The sequence below is a fragment of the Paraburkholderia terrae genome, assembly GCF_002902925.1.
Classification (GTDB): Bacteria; Pseudomonadota; Gammaproteobacteria; order Burkholderiales; family Burkholderiaceae; genus Paraburkholderia; species Paraburkholderia terrae.
Window position 1 is genome coordinate 2,867,595 of the sequence record NZ_CP026112.1, and the last position, 16,855, is coordinate 2,884,449.

Genomic DNA, 16,855 nt, shown 5'->3' on the forward strand with positions numbered 1-16,855 from the left:
GCGAGTCGGGTTTCGCTCGACGGTTCGCCTTCCGGATCGCTACAACGCCGCTACGACGCCGACCGCGTGATCACACTGCCCCTGCCCGCCGCCCGCACCCTGCATCTGGCCGCTCAAGGCCTGCTCTTCCCACCGCGCCGCAAGGCGACCAAAGCCGATGTGCTCGACGCCATCCGGCACATGGCGCAATTGCAGATCGACACGATCCATGTCGTCGCGCGCAGTCCTTATCTCGTGCTGTTCAGCCGTCTTGGACCGTATCAGCCGCAATGGCTCGACGAGCATCTCGCCGAGGGCAAGCTGTTCGAATACTGGGCGCACGAAGCGTGTTTTCTTCCGATCGAGGACTACGGCCTGATGCGCCACCGGATGCTCGATCCAGGCGACATGGGCTGGAAATACGCCGCCGACTGGCACGCGCAGTACCGCGCCGAGATCGACGATCTGCTCGCGCACATCCGCGCAACGGGTCCCGTGCGCTCGGCGGATTTCGCGCGCGAAGCGGGCAAGAGCAATGGCTGGTGGGACTGGAAGCCGCAGAAGCGGCATCTGGAAGTGCTGTTCGCGATCGGCGAATTGATGGTCGCGGAGCGGCGCAACTTTCAGCGTGTCTACGACGTGACCGAGCGCGTGTTGCCGCATTGGAACGACAAGCGCCACCTGCAACCCGTCGATGCCGTCGCAAAAGAACTGCTGCGGCGCAGTTGCCGCGCGCTGGGCATCGTGCGTTCGGACTGGGTTGCGGATTACTACCGGATGCCGCGCCGCCCCTACGCCGACGCGCTCCATCAACTGGCGGACGAGGGCGAACTGACGCCCGTGCGCGTCGAAGGATGGAAGCAGCCGACCTTTGTGCATCGCGACTTCGCGCCGATGATCGACGATGCTGCGGACGGCAAGGTTGCATCAACGGTCACCACGCTGCTGTCGCCGTTCGATCCCGTCGTCTGGGATCGCAAGCGCGCCGCCGCGCTGTTCGACTTCGACTATGTGATCGAGTGCTATGTGCCCGCGCCGAAGCGCAAATACGGCTACTACGTGCTGCCCATTCTCAATCGCGGCAAGCTGATCGGCCGGGTCGACGCGAAAGCGCACCGCGCGAGCGGCGTATTCGAACTGAAGGCGCTGCATCTGGAACCGGGCGTGCGCGTGAGCGGCCGGCTGACGTCGGATTTACGCCGCGCGCTGCAGCGTTGCGCCGACTGGCACGGCACGCCGCAATTGCAGATCACCTCGGCGCCCGACGAACTCAGATCCGCGCTCGCCGCCGACGACTGAACTAGCGATCTACGCGTTCAGTGCAACGCGGCCCACGCGAGCGACAACGAAAACATCCCGAGCACGATCGACGCCGCGCGCTGCATCTTCACCGGGTCGAGCCAAGTGAGCTTGCCGCTGCCGAGCGCCGCGCCGAACGAAATCCACGCAAGCGCGATGGGCGCGAGCAGACACGCGAACAGCGACATCGAAAAACCATAGGTTGCGAAGTTCTCGAACGCGATCGACGGGAAGATCGTGCCCGCGAACAGCAATGCCTTCGGATTGAGCAGCGTGGCGACGAACAGCGCGCGCGGCCCGTTCGCCGGTTGCGCCGCGTCGGGCAGCGCCACGGCTGCACGCCACATGTCGACGGCCAGATACGCGATGTAGAGTCCGCTCGCGATGCGCAGCACGGAAGGCAGCCACGGCAGCGTATGCGCCGCGTGAGCGAGAAAACGGCCCCACGCTGAAATCGACACGAGATAACCGGCCAGCTCCGCGCCGATCAGCGGCAACGAGCGGCGCGCGCCCTGGCGCAAGCCAGCGGCGGCCAACAACGTGTTGGTCGGGCCTGGCGTGATCAGCACGACGATGATGCCGAGCGCGAGCAGCGCGGTATCGGTAGGAGAAAGCATCAGGTGAAAACGGGCGGGTCGGAACGAGCGCCCTTTGTATCACAATCGCGCGAAAGTGCCGAATCGTGTCAAGAAAACGCCCACATGCGGCGTACGCGAAAGCGCCGCCGCATGCAGCGCGACACACGTTCAGTGATCGAGTTTGACCCGCAATTCACGCGCCGTTTCGAGCAGACCTTCGTAGCCGGAACGCGCATGTTCCGGCAGGTCCGGGTCGCCGACCAGCGTGCCGAGCGTCTCGATCAGACTATAGAGAATGCCGCGGGCCGCGCTCGCCGCGATATTGCCCGACGACACCATTTCGTTCACGTGCGATACGGCTGCGTCGAGGTGTTCGAGGTCCGGCTGACCGCCAGTTTGCTGCTTGTCGGGATCGTCGGGCGTCATGATGAATCGTCGCTCCTGTCATGGCTCGTACACAAAGGGTTCTGTCGTTATATATATACCGATCGTGTGCAGCCGTCCATTCGCACAGACGGCATGCACTTGCGGCATTTCTCATTCGACTGACGACGATCAAGCCAAGTTCACGAGACGTTCAGGGTGTCCATCGATACATCAGGATTTTGGCGCGCGCATCGTCTTCGAGCAGCACGACATATTCGCCGTTGCCGCGCCGCACCGCGCTGATGCCGAGATACACGTCGACCCATCCCGTCGTGTTGCCGACCACGGCGCCCGGCGTCATATAGCCGACCATTTGCCCCGAGCGCGCGTCGTATACGTCGACCTTCGGCGTGTACAACTCGGCGACGAAGATATAGTTGACCGCAACGGCGACGCCGACGGGCGTGACCTGCGGATTGCTGCTCGCATTCCACGGCAACGCGATCGTATAAACCGGGGTAGGCGAGCCTGAACTCCAGTTGTCGTAGCGTACGAGAATGCGGCCCGCCTCCTTCCAGTGCGTCGCGTCCCACGGCAGGCTGCTCGTGTAGCCGGACACGTACATCGTGTCCGTTTCAGCGATATAGACGATGCGCGCGATGCGATTGAACGGCGCAGGCATCGGGAATGTCTTCGAGCTTGCATACGTGTAGATCGGGTTGCCCGCGCTGTCGATGCCCTGCAACGGCGTTTCGCGGATACCGCTCGCTGGCGTCGCGAGCCAAACGTTGCCCGGCGTATCGACCCACCAGAAGCCGTTGCCGACCGTGCTGCCCGTCGACGGATTCCCGGTGATCTCGCTTGCGTCGACGTGGCCGTCGCCGTTCGTATCGCGCCACATCCATTCGCCGTACGTCGGCTGACCGACGGGCCAGTCGCCCGGCAGCGGATTCTGCGCGAACAGGCCCGATGGAATCGCCACTTCGTCATGCGCGGCATCGAAGCGATAGACGTTCAGGTAATGCGCGCCCGGATCGAGTGTGTACAGATACGGCTTGCCGTTGATCCGCCGCACCATCGGCTCGCCGCGTACGCCGCGCGGCTGATGAAACGTCGGGTCGTCGGGGAAATCGAAACGGTTGAGTGTGAAACCCGCGTACTTCCATTCGCGGCCGGACGACTGCGCATAGTCCATCGTGAAGCGCTTGGAGCCGGTGTAGACGATGTTCGGCGTCGCGGGATCGAAGGCCGCGCTGTCGACGAATGTCAGCCCTTGCAGCCGCCAGTTGAAGCCGCGTGTCGCGTAGCGGTAGCTTTCCAGCACCGCGCCCTGTCCGACTGTCGCCGATGCGAGCGGACGCGGTCCTTCGCCGTTCTGCGCGACGTAGAAGTTGCCCGCCTGATCGAAGCCGATGCCCGTGATGCCGTTGAAGCGCCAGTTGCCAGGTATGCCCTTCGGTTCGTGGAAGATGCCGTATAGCGTGCCGAGCGCACCCGCGAGTCGAGTCGCGCCGCTTGCCGCTCTGTCGTAGACGAGGACTTGCTGCTTCGGGCTGTTATCGGCAATGAGAATTTGTCCCGCAGGCGAAATGGCGAGGTCAGTCGGCACGGTGCCGGCGGGCAACGCGAGCGTGCCCGCCAATGGCGCGCCTGTCGACGAATAGTGCAGCACGCTCACGCTGCCCGTGCCGAAGCCGCTCATCACCCAGATGGTCGAGTCGGTATCGAGCGCGATGCGTCCCGGCGCCGCGACATTCCACGACCGCAGACGTCGCATCGTGTTTGCATCGAACACGACGATCTGGTTGCCGTAGGTATCCGACGCATACAGTTCGGCGTCCGTCGCCGCGAGGCCGCGAATGCCCGCATCGGTGCCTGTCGCTACGGCATTCACTCGCAGAAAGCTGTTCTTCGTCGCGTTTGCGCTGTTGCCGATGCCGCTGTCGAACGGCGCACCGACCGCGATGTTCGCAAGCGAGCGGCGCGTGATGCCGAACCACGTCTGTCCGTTCGGCGGATAATCCGCGCCGACCAGCCCATTGTTCTGATTGCCGATCGACATCGCCGCGTACACGTAAGCGTTATTCGACGCAATCGCGTCGCCGCCCGCCGCGCCCCAGCCGTGCGTCGCGCCGGCAACTGCAATTTTGTCGCCATTTTTATAGGCGGCAATTTCGCTTCCGCTTTCATCCCATGGCGAATTGGTGAATACCGTTCCATCCGGCGCAACGTTAATCGCCTGAATGTCCTGCTGCATCCATTTGCCGTCGCCAAATCCAAAACTATTGCCTATCCACGATGTGGTGTAGGTCAATTGCGATTGCGCAGCAGCGCCGAGGGGAATCAGGCTGCCGAGCGCGAAAAGCGCGGCAGCGAGGCGGGTCGAGACTTTCACGGTCGTGTCCTTGCGAGAAGCAAAACGTTTGCAAATGCAGATAAAGCGTTTCATCGATGTGCTTATCGATTCGCATTTGCCATTCCGTACGAATTAATATCCAATTCGCATGGAATAGATTTATTGTGCTAGTTATCTTCTCAAATCAGAACGCGACCGTTTCCCCTTAAATAATTCGTTTAGCGATTTTTTCCGCTTTTATTCGAATCGAATTGGCATTAGCTTGAAGCATCACGCAGCGCGCGCACGTCGCACGAACAGACGCTGCGTGACGCCGAACGCGACGAGATTGCCCGCCACCACCAATACGAGTCCGACGACGGCAAGCGCCGACCATCGATAGCCTTCGAACACCGTCGACACAGCCAGCGCGACGAACGGAAACAGCACCGTGCAATACGCGGCGCGCTCCGGCCCGATGCGCCCGACCAGCATCAGATACGCGGTGAAACCGATCACCGAGCCGGGCACCGCGAGATAGACGAGCGCGCCGAGATAGCGCGCGTCCGTCTCCAGCGCGAACGGCAGACCGGCGGCGAGACTGCCGACCGTCAACACGCTCGCGCCGATCAGCATCGCCCAGCTGTTGGTGACGATGGGATGCAGACCCATCGACTGCATGCGGCTAGACAGCAGATTGCCCGCCGAAAAGCACATCGTCCCCGCGAACGCGACGGCAAGACCGAGCCAAGCGGCGTGATCGCCGAGATGCCCGGCCATCTGCTGCAACGACAGACACACGATGCCCGCCAGTCCGAGCACCGCGCCGACAATGGCCGTCGGCTGCAACGGGCGTCCCATGAAAAGCCGTCCGTTGAGCGAGTTCAGAAGCGGCGCGGTCGAGAACACGACAGCCACGAGACCGCTAGGCACGACGCTTTCCGCGTAATAGAAGCACAGGAAGTTCACGCAAAACAGCGCGAGACCCTGCGCGGCGAGAAAGCGCCATGCAGCGCGCGGCGGCCACATCGGGCGACGCATGATTTTCAGCAGCGCGAACAGCACGATGGCGGCGAGCCAGAAGCGGCACGCAATCGAGACGGACATCGGCACGGCGCCGAGCTGCCACTTGATCGCGATCCAGGTCGTGCCCCAGATGAGCACGGTCACAACATAAAGAAACAGATTCATTGCAATAGGGCCACACAATACGAGTTGGCCCCGACTATGCACCTGCGCACGTCCGTTCGATTGTCCAGAATTGCGCACTTTTGGCATATCGCAGGGAGCGAAATGCGTGCTGGCCGTATACTCGATGCAAGCACTTAGTCTCCGCGTCCCCTTTTCGTTTCGCCGCATCCACGTGAACACACCGCTCATCCCCACGACCGACCCAGCCGATCCGCCATTCGGCCTGCATTCGGTCTGCAAGACGCTGAGCGACTCCAATGCGACTCTCGAACGCTTCGCGTGGCTGGGCGATCAGCTCGCCGTCGCGATCTGGACGCGCGAAACGAAAGAAGCCGAAACGGTGTACGACCAACCAGGTCATCACACGCTCTCGTGCTATCTGGACGGCGGCTATCGCACCGAGCGCCAGAAGCTGCCGGGGCGCTATGGCGCGCCGAGCCGCTTGTGCGCGCTACCCGGCGATCACGAATCGCGCTGGTGGGTACGCGGCCACATGCATTTCATGCATCTGTACTTCCTGCCCGAGCACTTCACGCAGCGCGCGATCCGAGAACTCGACCGCGAGCCGCGCGAACTGACGCTTGCCGACCGCACGTACTTCGAGGACGAGCACATTGCCACGCTCTGCCAGTCGCTCGCGAACGACGCGTGGGACGACGCCGACGGCCGTCTGCGCGCAAACGAAACATCGCATGAAATCCTGAGCCTGTTGCTGCGCTCGCAGGGCGTACACCGTGCGGATGCGGTGCTCAAGGGCGGTCTTGCCGTGGCGACGCGCCGCCGGTTGCGCGAGTACATCGACCAGAACCTGACGCAGCCGTTGACGCTCGGCGAACTGGCCGCCGTCGCAAATCTCTCCGAATTCCATCTTGCGCGGATGTTCCGCGCATCGTTCGGCCTGCCGCCGCATGCGTGGATTGCGCAGCAGCGACTCGAACGCGCGCGCACGCTGCTGCGCACGACAGCGTTGCCACTCATCGATATCGCGACGCAATGCGGCTATGCCAACGCGAGCCACTTCAGCCACCGGTTCCGTCAAGGCGTCAGTGTGTCGCCCGCCGCCTGGCGCCAGGCGCTGCGCGCCGGCTGACATTTCGCGCCTGCGTCGCGTCCCGTTCGGGCGTACGCTGTTCTCCCATTCTCCATGTGCTGTCGCGACGCGGTCTTCGCGTACACGCGTTCGCCATCGCTTCGTCTCGTCATGGACTCCGTTTGTCTATTTGAGACAAATAGTCTACACTCGACAGCAATCAACCTGCGCCGCGAACGTCTGACCAGCCGCGCCCTAGCCACTGCTTTCACACGAGGACAGAACTCATGCAAATCAGGGAATTTGGAGTCGAACGCTGGATGGATCTCTACGAGAACCAATGCGAGTTGAACCTTGCGGAGACGTGCGTCGAATCGCTGACGGTTGGCGAACTGCTGAAGATCGCGGGCAAGGAAGACGCGCTGCTCGGCGAGATTCTGCCGATGAAGCTGACGTATGGCGCGATCGACGGTACTGAGCGTTTGCGCAGCAATGTCGCGTCGCTGTATGAGAAGCAGGGCGTGCCGAATGTGCTGATTACGCACGGGGCGATCAGCGCGAATGCGCTGGTTTATGAAACGCTCGTCGAACCTGGCGATCATGTGATTTCGGTGCTGCCCACGTATCAGCAGCATTATTCGATTCCCGAGAGTTACGGCGCGAAGGTCGACATTCTGCGTTTGCGTGAAGAAAACGGCTTTCTGCCTGATCTGGATGAATTGAGGCGAATGGTCACGCCGACCACGCGCGTCATCGCGATCAACAATCCGAATAATCCGACTGGGTCGCTGATGGATCGCGAGTTTCTCGTGGAGATTGCGGCGATCGCGCGCTCTTGTGGCGCTTATGTACTGAACGATGAGGTGTATCGCGGTACGGATCAGGAAGGGACCGGTTTTACTGCATCGATTGCGGATGTGTACGAGAAGGGTATCAGCACGGGCAGCATGTCGAAGACGTGGTCGCTGGCGGGCTTGCGGGTGGGTTGGATTGTCGCGCCTGTTGAGTTGCTTCAGCGCGTGCGGACGCATCGGGACTACAACACGATTAGTGTTGGGATGTTGAATGATTTGCTGGCTTCTATCGCGCTGGAAAATCGCAAGGCGATTCTGGAACGTAATCACGGGATTTTGCGGACTAATCTCGCGGTGCTGGATGCGTGGATTGCTAAGGAGCCTTTGCTTTCTTATGTGAAACCGAAGTCTGGGACTACTGCTCTTGTGAAGGTTAATGTTGATATGACTTCTCGTCAGTTCTGCGTTTCTTTGCTTGAGAAGACTGGGGTGATGTTTACGCCTGGTAGCGCGCTGGATGTTGAAGGGTATGTCCGGATTGGGTATACGAATAATCGTGAGGTGCTGGTGGCGGGGCTCGCGAAAGTGTCCGAGTTTTTGCGGGGTGTAGCGCGCTGAGATTTTTTTGCGCCTGCGCTGCGCGGCGGGTTGCGGTTTTTGCCTTCGCGGTGGGATCTGGGTTTTGGCTATGCGCTGGAATTCGGGTTTTGGGTTCGTGGCGCGGCTGGTTTGGTTTTATGGGTTTTCGCTGGCATCCGCGATTTGTAAGCGTGCTTCAAGCGTCGCCCCTGTGCGGGGCGGCACCTACTTTTCTTTGCCGCCGTGTATGGACCGGGGACATGGGTAACGGGTGTGCGGGGACATGGGTAACACTCTGGGCGAACCATTCGCCCGGAGCCGCTCATGTGTATTAGCCTGGACCGGACCTGACAGGTAGTCGGGGAAGCGAATGAAGGAAGGCGATTCAGTGAGGAATCAGTTTCTCCCTGGCAAGTTCGAGTGAGTCGAGGAAGGTACGCATAGGTGTCTTGCCGTAACACCATCGCCCTTGATGTTCGCGCTCATTGTTGTACTGGTCAAGCCATGCGTCGAGATCGGTCTGCAGGGCTGCGATCGAATCGTAGATTTTCCTGCGGAACGCGATGCGATAGAACTCGTTGAGCATGGTCTTGTGAAGTCGTTCGACGATGCCGTTGGTCTGTGGAGAACGAGCTTTGGTGCGGGTGTGATCAATGTTCTCCACGGCCAGATAGAGCTCATATTCGTGATGCTCGGGGTTTCCGCAGTACTCGGTACCCCGGTCAGTCAGAACGCGAGCAAGCGGAATACCGTAGCTGTCGAAGAACGGTACGACGCGATCATTGAGCAGGTCGGCCGCCGGCAGCGGGGTCTTGCGGTCGTAGAGCTTGGCAAACGCCACCTTCGAGTAAGTGTCGACGAAGGTTTGCTGATAGACGCGGCCGACGCCCTTGAGGGTGCCGACATAAAAGGTATCCTGGGCGCCGCAGTAGCCGGGACATTCAGATTCGAATTCGCCATGCGTTTCCTTTTCCAGCTTGGCCCGCTCCAGCGCGGTGAGCTGCGATTCGGTCAGCACCAGCCCTTCCTGGGCGGACTTCGCCTCCAGCGCCTTCAGGCGCTTGTTCATGGTCTCAAGATCATGGCGCAGCCAGATGCTACGCACTCCCTGTGGCGAGACGCTGAGGGCGTGGCGTTTGAGCACCTCGTTGGCAATACGGATCTGGCCGTAAGCGGGCAGTTCCAGGGCCAGTTCGATCACCGCGGCCTCGACCTGGGGATCCACGCGGTTCTTTAGCAGCGGGCGGTGGTGGGAGATTTCCTGCAGGGCCGCTTCACCACCCTTGTCGTACAGTTCCTTGAAGCGGTAGAAGCTGTCGCGGGAATAGCCCATTACCCGGCAGGCCTGACTGACATTGCCCAGTTGCCGCGCCAGTTCGAGCATACCGACCTTGGCGCGGATGACTTTCTGTTCCTGAGTCATGGTGGACTCCTTGCGGTTCACCGTTGCGCGTCGCCGCTTCGGACTACGTCCTCCGCGCCCACGCGCAACGGCACGAGAAACCGACTACTGTCAGATTTAGTCTAGGCTATTACAGCTCATGTCCTGGAACCCGAGAAACACCATGAACCTCCGTCTGGAATTCGTTGAACTCGCCTCGCAGGAAGGCGCCAACCGGCGTGCACTGTGCAGGCGCTTCGGGATCAGTCCCAAGACCGGTTATAAGTGGCTGGCGCGTCACGCGCAGGGTGGCGACGCCGCGCTGGCCGATCGTTCGCGTCGCCCGCAGCAGAGCCCGGGGCGCACGGCATCGCAGCTCGAACAGGACGTCATTGCCCTGCGACAGGCGCATCCGGCCTGGGGTGGGCGCAAGATCGGCCAGCGCCTGCGTGATCAGGGCCATGTCGGGGTGCCCGCGCCCAGCACCATTACTGACATCCTCCACCGTCACGGCCTGATCAGCCCCGAGGCCTCCGATGCCGCCACGCCCTGGCAGCGTTTCGAGCACGCGCAGCCCAACGATCTCTGGCAAATGGATTTCAAGGGCTGGTTTGAGTTGCAGGACGGTCGACGCTGCTCGCCGCTGACGGTACTGGACGATCATTCACGCTTTAGTCTTGTGCTCGATGCCTGTGGCAAGACTGATACCCGCATCGTGCTCACTCATTTGCGGCAGACCTTCCGTCGCTACGGTCTGCCGTCGCGCATCAACGCGGACAACGGTTCGCCGTGGGGCAGTCCAAGCCAGCCGGGACAGCTTACCGCGCTGGGAGTCTGGCTTGTTCGTCTGGGCGTGCGACTGTCCCACAGCCGCCCGTTGCATCCGCAAACCAATGGCAAGGACGAACGGTTTCACCGTACCTTGAAGGCGGAAGTCCTCAATGGCCAGCACTTCCGTACCCTGCGCAACGCGCAGAACGCATTCGATGCATGGCGCACCGTCTATAACCATCAGCGTCCGCATCAGGCCTTGGGCATGGCCACGCCAGCTACCCGATATCGCGTCAGTGCGCGGACCTATCCCGAGAAACTGCCGCCTATCGAATACGGCAGCAACGACACGGTTGTGCGCGTGGGATGCAATGGCGAGGTGCGCTTCAGGTCACGACATTTCAAGGTATCAAATGCCCTGCACAACATGCCCATTGCCATGCGGCCACATGCAGGTCTCGAGAACGGCTATGACGTGTATTTCATGCATCACCGACTGACAACCATCAACCTGGATGAGCCAGAATGAACGGACAAGGTGTTACCCATGTCCCCGCACACCCGTTACCCATGTCCCCGGTCCATACACCGCCGCAAAGAAAAGTAGGCAAAAGAAAGCGGCTAACACCGCCAGTTCTTGTGTTTGCCTGAGGGCCCCCACAGGGCCTTACGCTTCACACGGCAATCACGTGACCCATGTTCGTTGCCAACGCACTTGCGGTACGCATCACCCGCTTCACGCACCCGCGTCCGAGCACGCCATGCCAGATAGTCCACCGCCGCCCAGGTGGCAAACTGTGTGTAGGCCGTAGCACCTCACACGCCTCACTTCGGACCGATTGCGCACGTGTCCCTCCATGTAAGGGCGCTAACGTGTACGTCGCGACAACCTACACACAGTTTGCCACCTGGGCGGCAGATACCATTCGCTGCCGCTTGCCCTTGTTCGGGTGTTTGAAGTGGGTGAGGCGCTCATTCGAAGCGTTGGCAACGACCGCGAACAGAAATGCTGCCGTGTGAAGCGTAAGACCGGTTGGGGGCCCTCAGGCAAGAAGAAATGTTGGCGGTGTTAGCCGCTTTCTTTTGCCTACTTTTCTTTGCGGCGGCAAAGAAAAGTAGGTGCCGCCCCGCACAGGGGCGACGCTTGAAGCACGAAGGCAAAGCGCGGATGCCAGCGCAAAAGACAAAACACCAAAACGGCCTGCGTAGCAACCACACTACTTCAAAGCCCGCACCAAAACCCGCGCGACATGCAGCGCGCTCACTCCTGCTCCATCATGAATCTGATGCCGACAACTAGTCCCATCCGCGACCATCAAGGTATGAGCGTCGATCGCACGCGCCGCAGGCAGCAATGACAACTCACCCATGGCCATCGAAGCCTCGTAATGCTCTGCCTCATATCCAAAACTCCCCGCCATCCCGCAACACGAAGATTCAACCATCGACACCTTCATCTCAGGAATCCACTTCAAAACAGTCTGCACGGGGGAAACCGCATCAAATGTTTTCTGATGACAATGCCCATGCACCAACACTTGGCTCGCGTCGTCAAGCGGCTTCAACTCGAGCTTCAATCGACCAGCCTTGTGCTCACGCACAAGAAACTCTTCAAATAGCATCGCGAGTTTCGACAGTCGCTCTGCCTCTTCCCCAAAACCATATTGAAGAAACTCATCCCGCAACGACAGCAAACAAGAAGGCTCCAACCCAACCACCGGCACACCACGTTCGACAAATGGCCTGAACGCATCGAGCATCCGGCGGGCCTCGTGCTTCGCCTCATCGACGAGCCCTGCCGCGAGGAAAGTTCTTCCACAACAAAGCGGACGCTCGCCCTCAATCGTATTGAAGTGCACGGTATAACCCGCCGCTTCGAGCACCTGTTGCGCAGCGCGTGCATTCTCCGGCTCGATGCTGTTGTTAAACGTATCGACGAATAACAGCACTTCTTTTTGCGCGCTCTGCGCACCCAACGAAGCAGCCTTTACATTTCCACTACTCAAAAAAGGCTTCACAAACCGTGGCAACGACCTCTGCGGCGCAAGCCCCAAAGAGCGCTTGAACCATGGCATATCAGCCGCGACCGAAAACATCCCAGGCAAACGCGCCGCCAACGCCGCATAACGCGGCATAAACGCGATCATCTTTTCCCGCAACCGCAGCCCATTCTTCTTCGCCCAAGCGGCACGCGCTTCGATCTTGAACTTCGCCATATCGATGCCTGTCGGGCAGTCGCGCTTGCAGCCCTTGCACGAGACGCACAGATCAAGCGTGTCCTTCACGTCCTGGCTAGCAAGCCCTTCATCACCCAGCTGCCCCGACAGCGCAAGCCGCAACGTATTCGCCCGTCCACGCGTCACATGCTGCTCATCCTTCGTCACGCGATAGCTCGGGCACATCGTGCCCGCATCGAATTTGCGGCAGTGACCGTTGTTGTTACACATCTCGACGGCCTTCGCGAGACCGCCCGCCAGATCGTTGCCCGTGCCACGCGCGGTCTCCACGCCCGTCATCGGATCACGCTCCACATTCCACGTCGACCAGTCGAGCGCAGGCGTCAACGACTGGGCCTTGTAGCCGGGCGCAAAGCGAAAGTTACTCGAATCGTCCATCTTCGGCGGACGCACGATCTTGTCCGGGTTCATCCGGTTGTTCGGATCGAACAGCGCCTTGATCTCGCTGAACGCCCGGTTGATGCGCGGACCGTACTGCCACGCCACCCATTCGCCGCGACACAATCCGTCGCCATGTTCACCGGAATACGCGCCCTTGTATTCGCGCACCAGCGCCGCCGCTTCCTCGGCGATCGCACGCATCTTCGTCGCGCCGTCGCGGCGCATGTCGAGAATCGGCCGCACGTGCAGCGTGCCGACACTCGCGTGCGCGTACCACGTCCCTTCCGTGCCGTTGCGATGAAACACCTCGGTCAGCCGGCTCGTGTATTCAGCAAGATGTTCCAAAGGCACCGCGCAGTCTTCGATGAACGACACGGGCTTGCCGTCGCCCTTCATGCTCATCATGATGTTCAGACCCGCCTTGCGCACTTCCCATAGCGCCTTCTGCTCGCCCGCGTCAGGCATCTGCACGACCGAGTCAGGCAGGCCGAGATCGGCCATCAGTTCGGTGAGTTGCTTGAGCGACGCGAATTGTTCGTCGCGGTTCTCGCCTGCAAACTCGACGAGCAGAATCGCCTCGGGCCTGCCGACCAGCGCTTTCTCGATCACCGGCCGGAACGCGGGATTGCTCATAGCGAGATCGATCATCGTGCGATCGACCAGTTCGACGGCGACGGGCTTGAGCTTGACGATGTGCTGCGTCAGGTCCATGGCCTGCCAGAACGTCGGAAAGTTCACGACGCCCAGTGTCTTGTGCGCAGGCAGCGGCGCGAGCTTCAGCGTCAGCTGGCGGCTGAACGCAAGTGTCCCTTCGGAGCCGACCAGCAGATGCGCGAGATTGGCAAAGCCATCATCGGTATAGGCCCGCGGATTCTGACAATCGAACAGATCGATGTTGTAGCCCGCCACGCGCCGCAACACTTTCGGTACCTGCGCGACGATCTCGTCGTGCTCGCGCAAAGCAATCGCCTTCACGTCTTCGACAATCTGCTGCAAACGCGCGCCCTGCGGCGCATCGCGCAGCGAAGCGAAATGCGCTTGCGTGCCGTCCGCGAGAATCGCGTCGATCGCTTCGACGTTGTGAACCATGTTGCCGTATTCGATCGAACGCGAACCGCACGAATTGTTGCCCGCCATCCCGCCGATCGTGCATTGCGCCGCCGTCGATACATCGACAGGAAACCACAGACCATGCGGCTTCAGCCACGCATTCAGATGATCGAGGACGATGCCCGGCTCGACCGTCACGGTGCGCTTTTCCTTGTCGAACGCAATGACCTGATTGAGCCATTTACTGGTATCGATCACGAGCGCTTCGCCAACCGTCTGCCCGCACTGGCTCGAACCCGCGCCGCGCGCGAGCAGTGGCACGCGTTCGCTGCGTGCAACGTCGAGCGCGACGAGCAGATCATCCTGATCGCGCGGCACGACCACGCCGATGGGCGTGATCTGATAGATCGACGCATCCGTCGAATAACGTCCACGGCTTGCTGCATCGAACAGTACATCGCCGCGCAATTCCTTGCGCAGGCGGTTCGCAAGCGGCGTGCTCAGGCGCGCCGAAGACGGCACGAGATGAATCGGTTTGACCAGCAGAGAATCGGCGTTCGACATGTGCTTCGGCCTATAAAAAGCGAGGCGGGTAGTACGAAACTATTCGAGCGTGACGCTGACGGGCGCGAGCCCGTCGATCTGCCCACGCGCAGTGCCCGCATGCTGCGGAAAGAACATGCCCGTATACGAACCCGTCGTGACGATCATATCGGGTGTCACCGCAATGCGATGATGCTGCGTGCAGTGATTGACGAGCCACGTCAGCAGGCGTCGCGGATCACCGCACGGATTTGAAGGCGTCGCTTTCACGACACCCTGTCCTTCGAAAGTGAAGCCCAGCGCGGGCGCAACGAACGGAAAATCGCGCCGGTACTCCGTGAACTCACCGACGATCAACGCGCCGTGATTCTGCAAATCCGCGAGTTGCGCGAGCTTGTCGACGTTGGGCCACTGCGCGAAGCGGCTCGCGACGATTTCGATGGTCGCGGCCATCGAATCGATTGCATCGAGCACTTCGACTTCGTGATACGCATTGGCCGAAGGTTCGAAATGCCGCCCGAAGCGAAACGCGATCTCCAGTTCGAGGCCAAGCGGCGTGTAGTGCGCGCGCGGCAGACGCGCACCATCGGCATGCAGATCTGAAGAAGGCAGCGGCGCGCCCTGAATCGCGCCTTCGGCGGACTTAGCACCGATCTTCCAGCCGCCGATTCGCGCGCCGTGGATCGCCAGCAACTCGTGCTGGATCGCGTAAGCGGCGCTCATGTCGGCGGGAATCAGTTCGGGCGAGAGCGACGCGAGCGTCGTGTGATCGGCGCGTGCGTCGGCGAGTTGTTGAGTCAGCATGGTCATTCAAACGTTAGCGAGGCTCACGCGTTAAAGCGCGTGGCGGGTTGTGTACTCGGCTCTGCGCCGGTTTCGAAACGGCTTTCGGGTTGCATGCGGAACGCAAGCACGACGCCGATCGCCATCAGCAGCATGCTGCCCGCGAACGGCAACTCCCAGCTGCCGAACGTATCGATCAGATAGCCCGACAGCACAGGCGAAATGATCGCCGCGAGCGCCGAGCCCGTGTTCATCATGCCGCTTGCGGTGCCCGAGTATTCAGGCGCGATGTCCATCGGGATCGCCCACATCGGACCGATCGTCATTTCGGCGAAGAAGAAGCCCGCCGACAGACACACCATCGATACATAAAGATTGTGCGTGAGCATCAGCGGCACAAGCGACGCGAGCGTGAGCAGCATGCAGATCGACACCATCCAGCTGCGCGCGCGCCTGAGGTTGCCCGTGCGCTCGAAGACCTTGTCGGTGACGATGCCGCCCAGCGTATCGCCGATCACGCCCGCGAAGAACACTGCCGAAGCGAATATCGCCGACTTCTTCAGGTCGAGTTGATAGCTGTGCAGAAAGTACTGCGGAATCCAGCTCAGGAACAGCCACAACGTCCATCCATAGCAGAAGTACACAATGGTCACGGGCGTCATGCGCTTGAAGAGCGCTTTCCACGGCACGTTCGCCATCTTCGCTTTGGGCGGCGGCAAGAAGTCGAGTTCTTCCTGCGTGATGCGGCGATGCTCTTTCGGATACTCGGTGAACGTCATCGCCCAGACGACGACCCACAGCAGACTGAACGCGCCGCAGATATAGAACGACTCGCGCCAGCCCCATGTCGTCATCACCAGCACGATCACGCCGGGCGCAACGGCATTGCCGATGCGCGCCGCCGCGTGCGTGATGCCTTGCGCGAAGCCGCGCTTTTCTTTCGCGACCCAACGCGACATCGCGGCCGTCGCGGCCGGAAAGGTCGCGCCTTCGCCGAAGCCGAGCAGCACGCGCGCGAACAGCAGCGAAACGAGTCCACCCGCGAAGCCCGTCAGCAACGTCGCCAGCGCCCAGATCGCGCCGCACGCAATCAGCGTGCGCTTCGCGCCGAAACGGTCGCTCACCCAGCCGCCGATGATCTGAAACACGAGATACGGATACGCAAAGGCCGAGAAAACCAGGCCGATTTCCGTATGCGAAAGATGAAACTCCTTGCCGAAGCCCGCCGCCGCCGTGCTGACGTTGACGCGGTCAAGGTAGGTGATGAAGTACATGATGCATAGCATCAGTAGAACGATACTGGTCGCACTGGTTACACGAAACCGCTTCATCGTCTGTCTCCGTTGCTGGCGGACGGGGCATTCGCACGGCGTGTTCGGCCTTCATGCCGCGCGAGCCGCCGTCCGCAGGGTCTGCCGTTGGCGTTGGTCGCGTTTGTGGTTCGCTTGCGTCTTTGTCTTTCTGTTCGCTGCTGTGCGTCGCGCTGGCCGGGCGCGTGGGTGCTTCGAGGATTGCGTCTGAGATGAAGGAAGCAACGTGTCGCCGTTTGCGCTTCCTT

Annotated in this window: 12 protein-coding genes; 4 read left to right on the top strand and 8 right to left on the bottom strand. The window is 60.9% G+C overall.

Annotated features, from left to right (window positions below; translation table 11 throughout):
• Nucleotides 1-66: 66 nt before the first annotated feature.
• Nucleotides 67-1,278 (top strand): winged helix-turn-helix domain-containing protein, encoded by a 1,212-nt coding sequence (locus C2L65_RS29130; RefSeq protein ID WP_042314661.1) that lies wholly within the window; start codon nucleotides 67-69, stop codon nucleotides 1,276-1,278.
• 17 nt (nucleotides 1,279-1,295) lie between these two features.
• Here C2L65_RS29130 and C2L65_RS29135 read toward each other — a convergent pair whose 3' ends face one another.
• From C2L65_RS29135 to C2L65_RS29150, 4 genes are all read right to left on the bottom strand, one after another.
• A complete protein-coding gene (locus tag C2L65_RS29135) occupies nucleotides 1,296-1,895 on the bottom strand; it encodes a LysE family translocator (RefSeq protein ID WP_042314660.1) in 600 nt (199 codons plus the stop codon).
• 129 nt (nucleotides 1,896-2,024) lie between these two features.
• Complete coding sequence (locus tag C2L65_RS29140) at nucleotides 2,025-2,282, bottom strand: hypothetical protein (protein ID WP_042314659.1); 258 nt, start codon at nucleotides 2,280-2,282, stop codon at nucleotides 2,025-2,027.
• Nucleotides 2,283-2,433: 151 nt separating this feature from the next.
• Nucleotides 2,434-4,617, bottom strand: a complete 2,184-nt coding sequence (locus tag C2L65_RS29145; RefSeq protein WP_042314687.1) for an NHL repeat-containing protein — start codon at nucleotides 4,615-4,617, stop codon at nucleotides 2,434-2,436.
• Between the two features lie 231 nt (nucleotides 4,618-4,848).
• Nucleotides 4,849-5,748, bottom strand: a complete 900-nt coding sequence (locus C2L65_RS29150) for a DMT family transporter (RefSeq protein WP_042314658.1) — start codon at nucleotides 5,746-5,748, stop codon at nucleotides 4,849-4,851.
• A gap of 106 nt (nucleotides 5,749-5,854) precedes the next feature.
• Between C2L65_RS29150 and C2L65_RS29155 the strand changes: the two genes are divergently transcribed.
• Together C2L65_RS29155 and C2L65_RS29160 are read left to right on the top strand one after the other, a co-directional pair.
• Nucleotides 5,855-6,838: a helix-turn-helix domain-containing protein gene (locus C2L65_RS29155; RefSeq protein ID WP_042314657.1), complete on the top strand. Its 984-nt coding sequence runs from the start codon at nucleotides 5,855-5,857 to the stop codon at nucleotides 6,836-6,838.
• Nucleotides 6,839-7,065: 227 nt separating this feature from the next.
• On the top strand, nucleotides 7,066-8,190 hold the full coding sequence (locus tag C2L65_RS29160; RefSeq protein ID WP_042314656.1) for an aminotransferase: 1,125 nt from the start codon (nucleotides 7,066-7,068) through the stop codon (nucleotides 8,188-8,190).
• Between the two features lie 346 nt (nucleotides 8,191-8,536).
• Here the strand turns inward: C2L65_RS29160 and C2L65_RS29165 are convergent, their stop codons facing one another.
• Nucleotides 8,537-9,574, bottom strand: a complete 1,038-nt coding sequence (locus C2L65_RS29165; RefSeq protein WP_042317403.1) for an IS481 family transposase — start codon at nucleotides 9,572-9,574, stop codon at nucleotides 8,537-8,539.
• 118 nt (nucleotides 9,575-9,692) lie between these two features.
• Here C2L65_RS29165 and C2L65_RS29170 point away from each other — a divergent pair, with 118 nt between their 5' ends.
• Nucleotides 9,693-10,832, top strand: coding sequence for an IS481 family transposase (locus C2L65_RS29170; protein ID WP_103254506.1), 1,140 nt, complete (start codon nucleotides 9,693-9,695; stop codon nucleotides 10,830-10,832).
• A 688-nt stretch (nucleotides 10,833-11,520) separates the two neighbouring features.
• On the opposite strand, the gene C2L65_RS29175 is transcribed toward C2L65_RS29170, so the two are convergent.
• From C2L65_RS29175 to C2L65_RS29185, 3 genes are read right to left on the bottom strand one after another with little or no spacing between them, the layout of a single operon-like run.
• Complete coding sequence (locus C2L65_RS29175; RefSeq protein WP_042304498.1) at nucleotides 11,521-14,535, bottom strand: FAD-binding and (Fe-S)-binding domain-containing protein; 3,015 nt, start codon at nucleotides 14,533-14,535, stop codon at nucleotides 11,521-11,523.
• 39 nt (nucleotides 14,536-14,574) lie between these two features.
• Complete coding sequence (locus C2L65_RS29180; protein ID WP_042304497.1) at nucleotides 14,575-15,324, bottom strand: 2-keto-4-pentenoate hydratase; 750 nt, start codon at nucleotides 15,322-15,324, stop codon at nucleotides 14,575-14,577.
• Between the two features lie 17 nt (nucleotides 15,325-15,341).
• Complete coding sequence (locus C2L65_RS29185; protein ID WP_042304496.1) at nucleotides 15,342-16,628, bottom strand: MFS transporter; 1,287 nt, start codon at nucleotides 16,626-16,628, stop codon at nucleotides 15,342-15,344.
• Nucleotides 16,629-16,855: the final 227 nt, after the last annotated feature.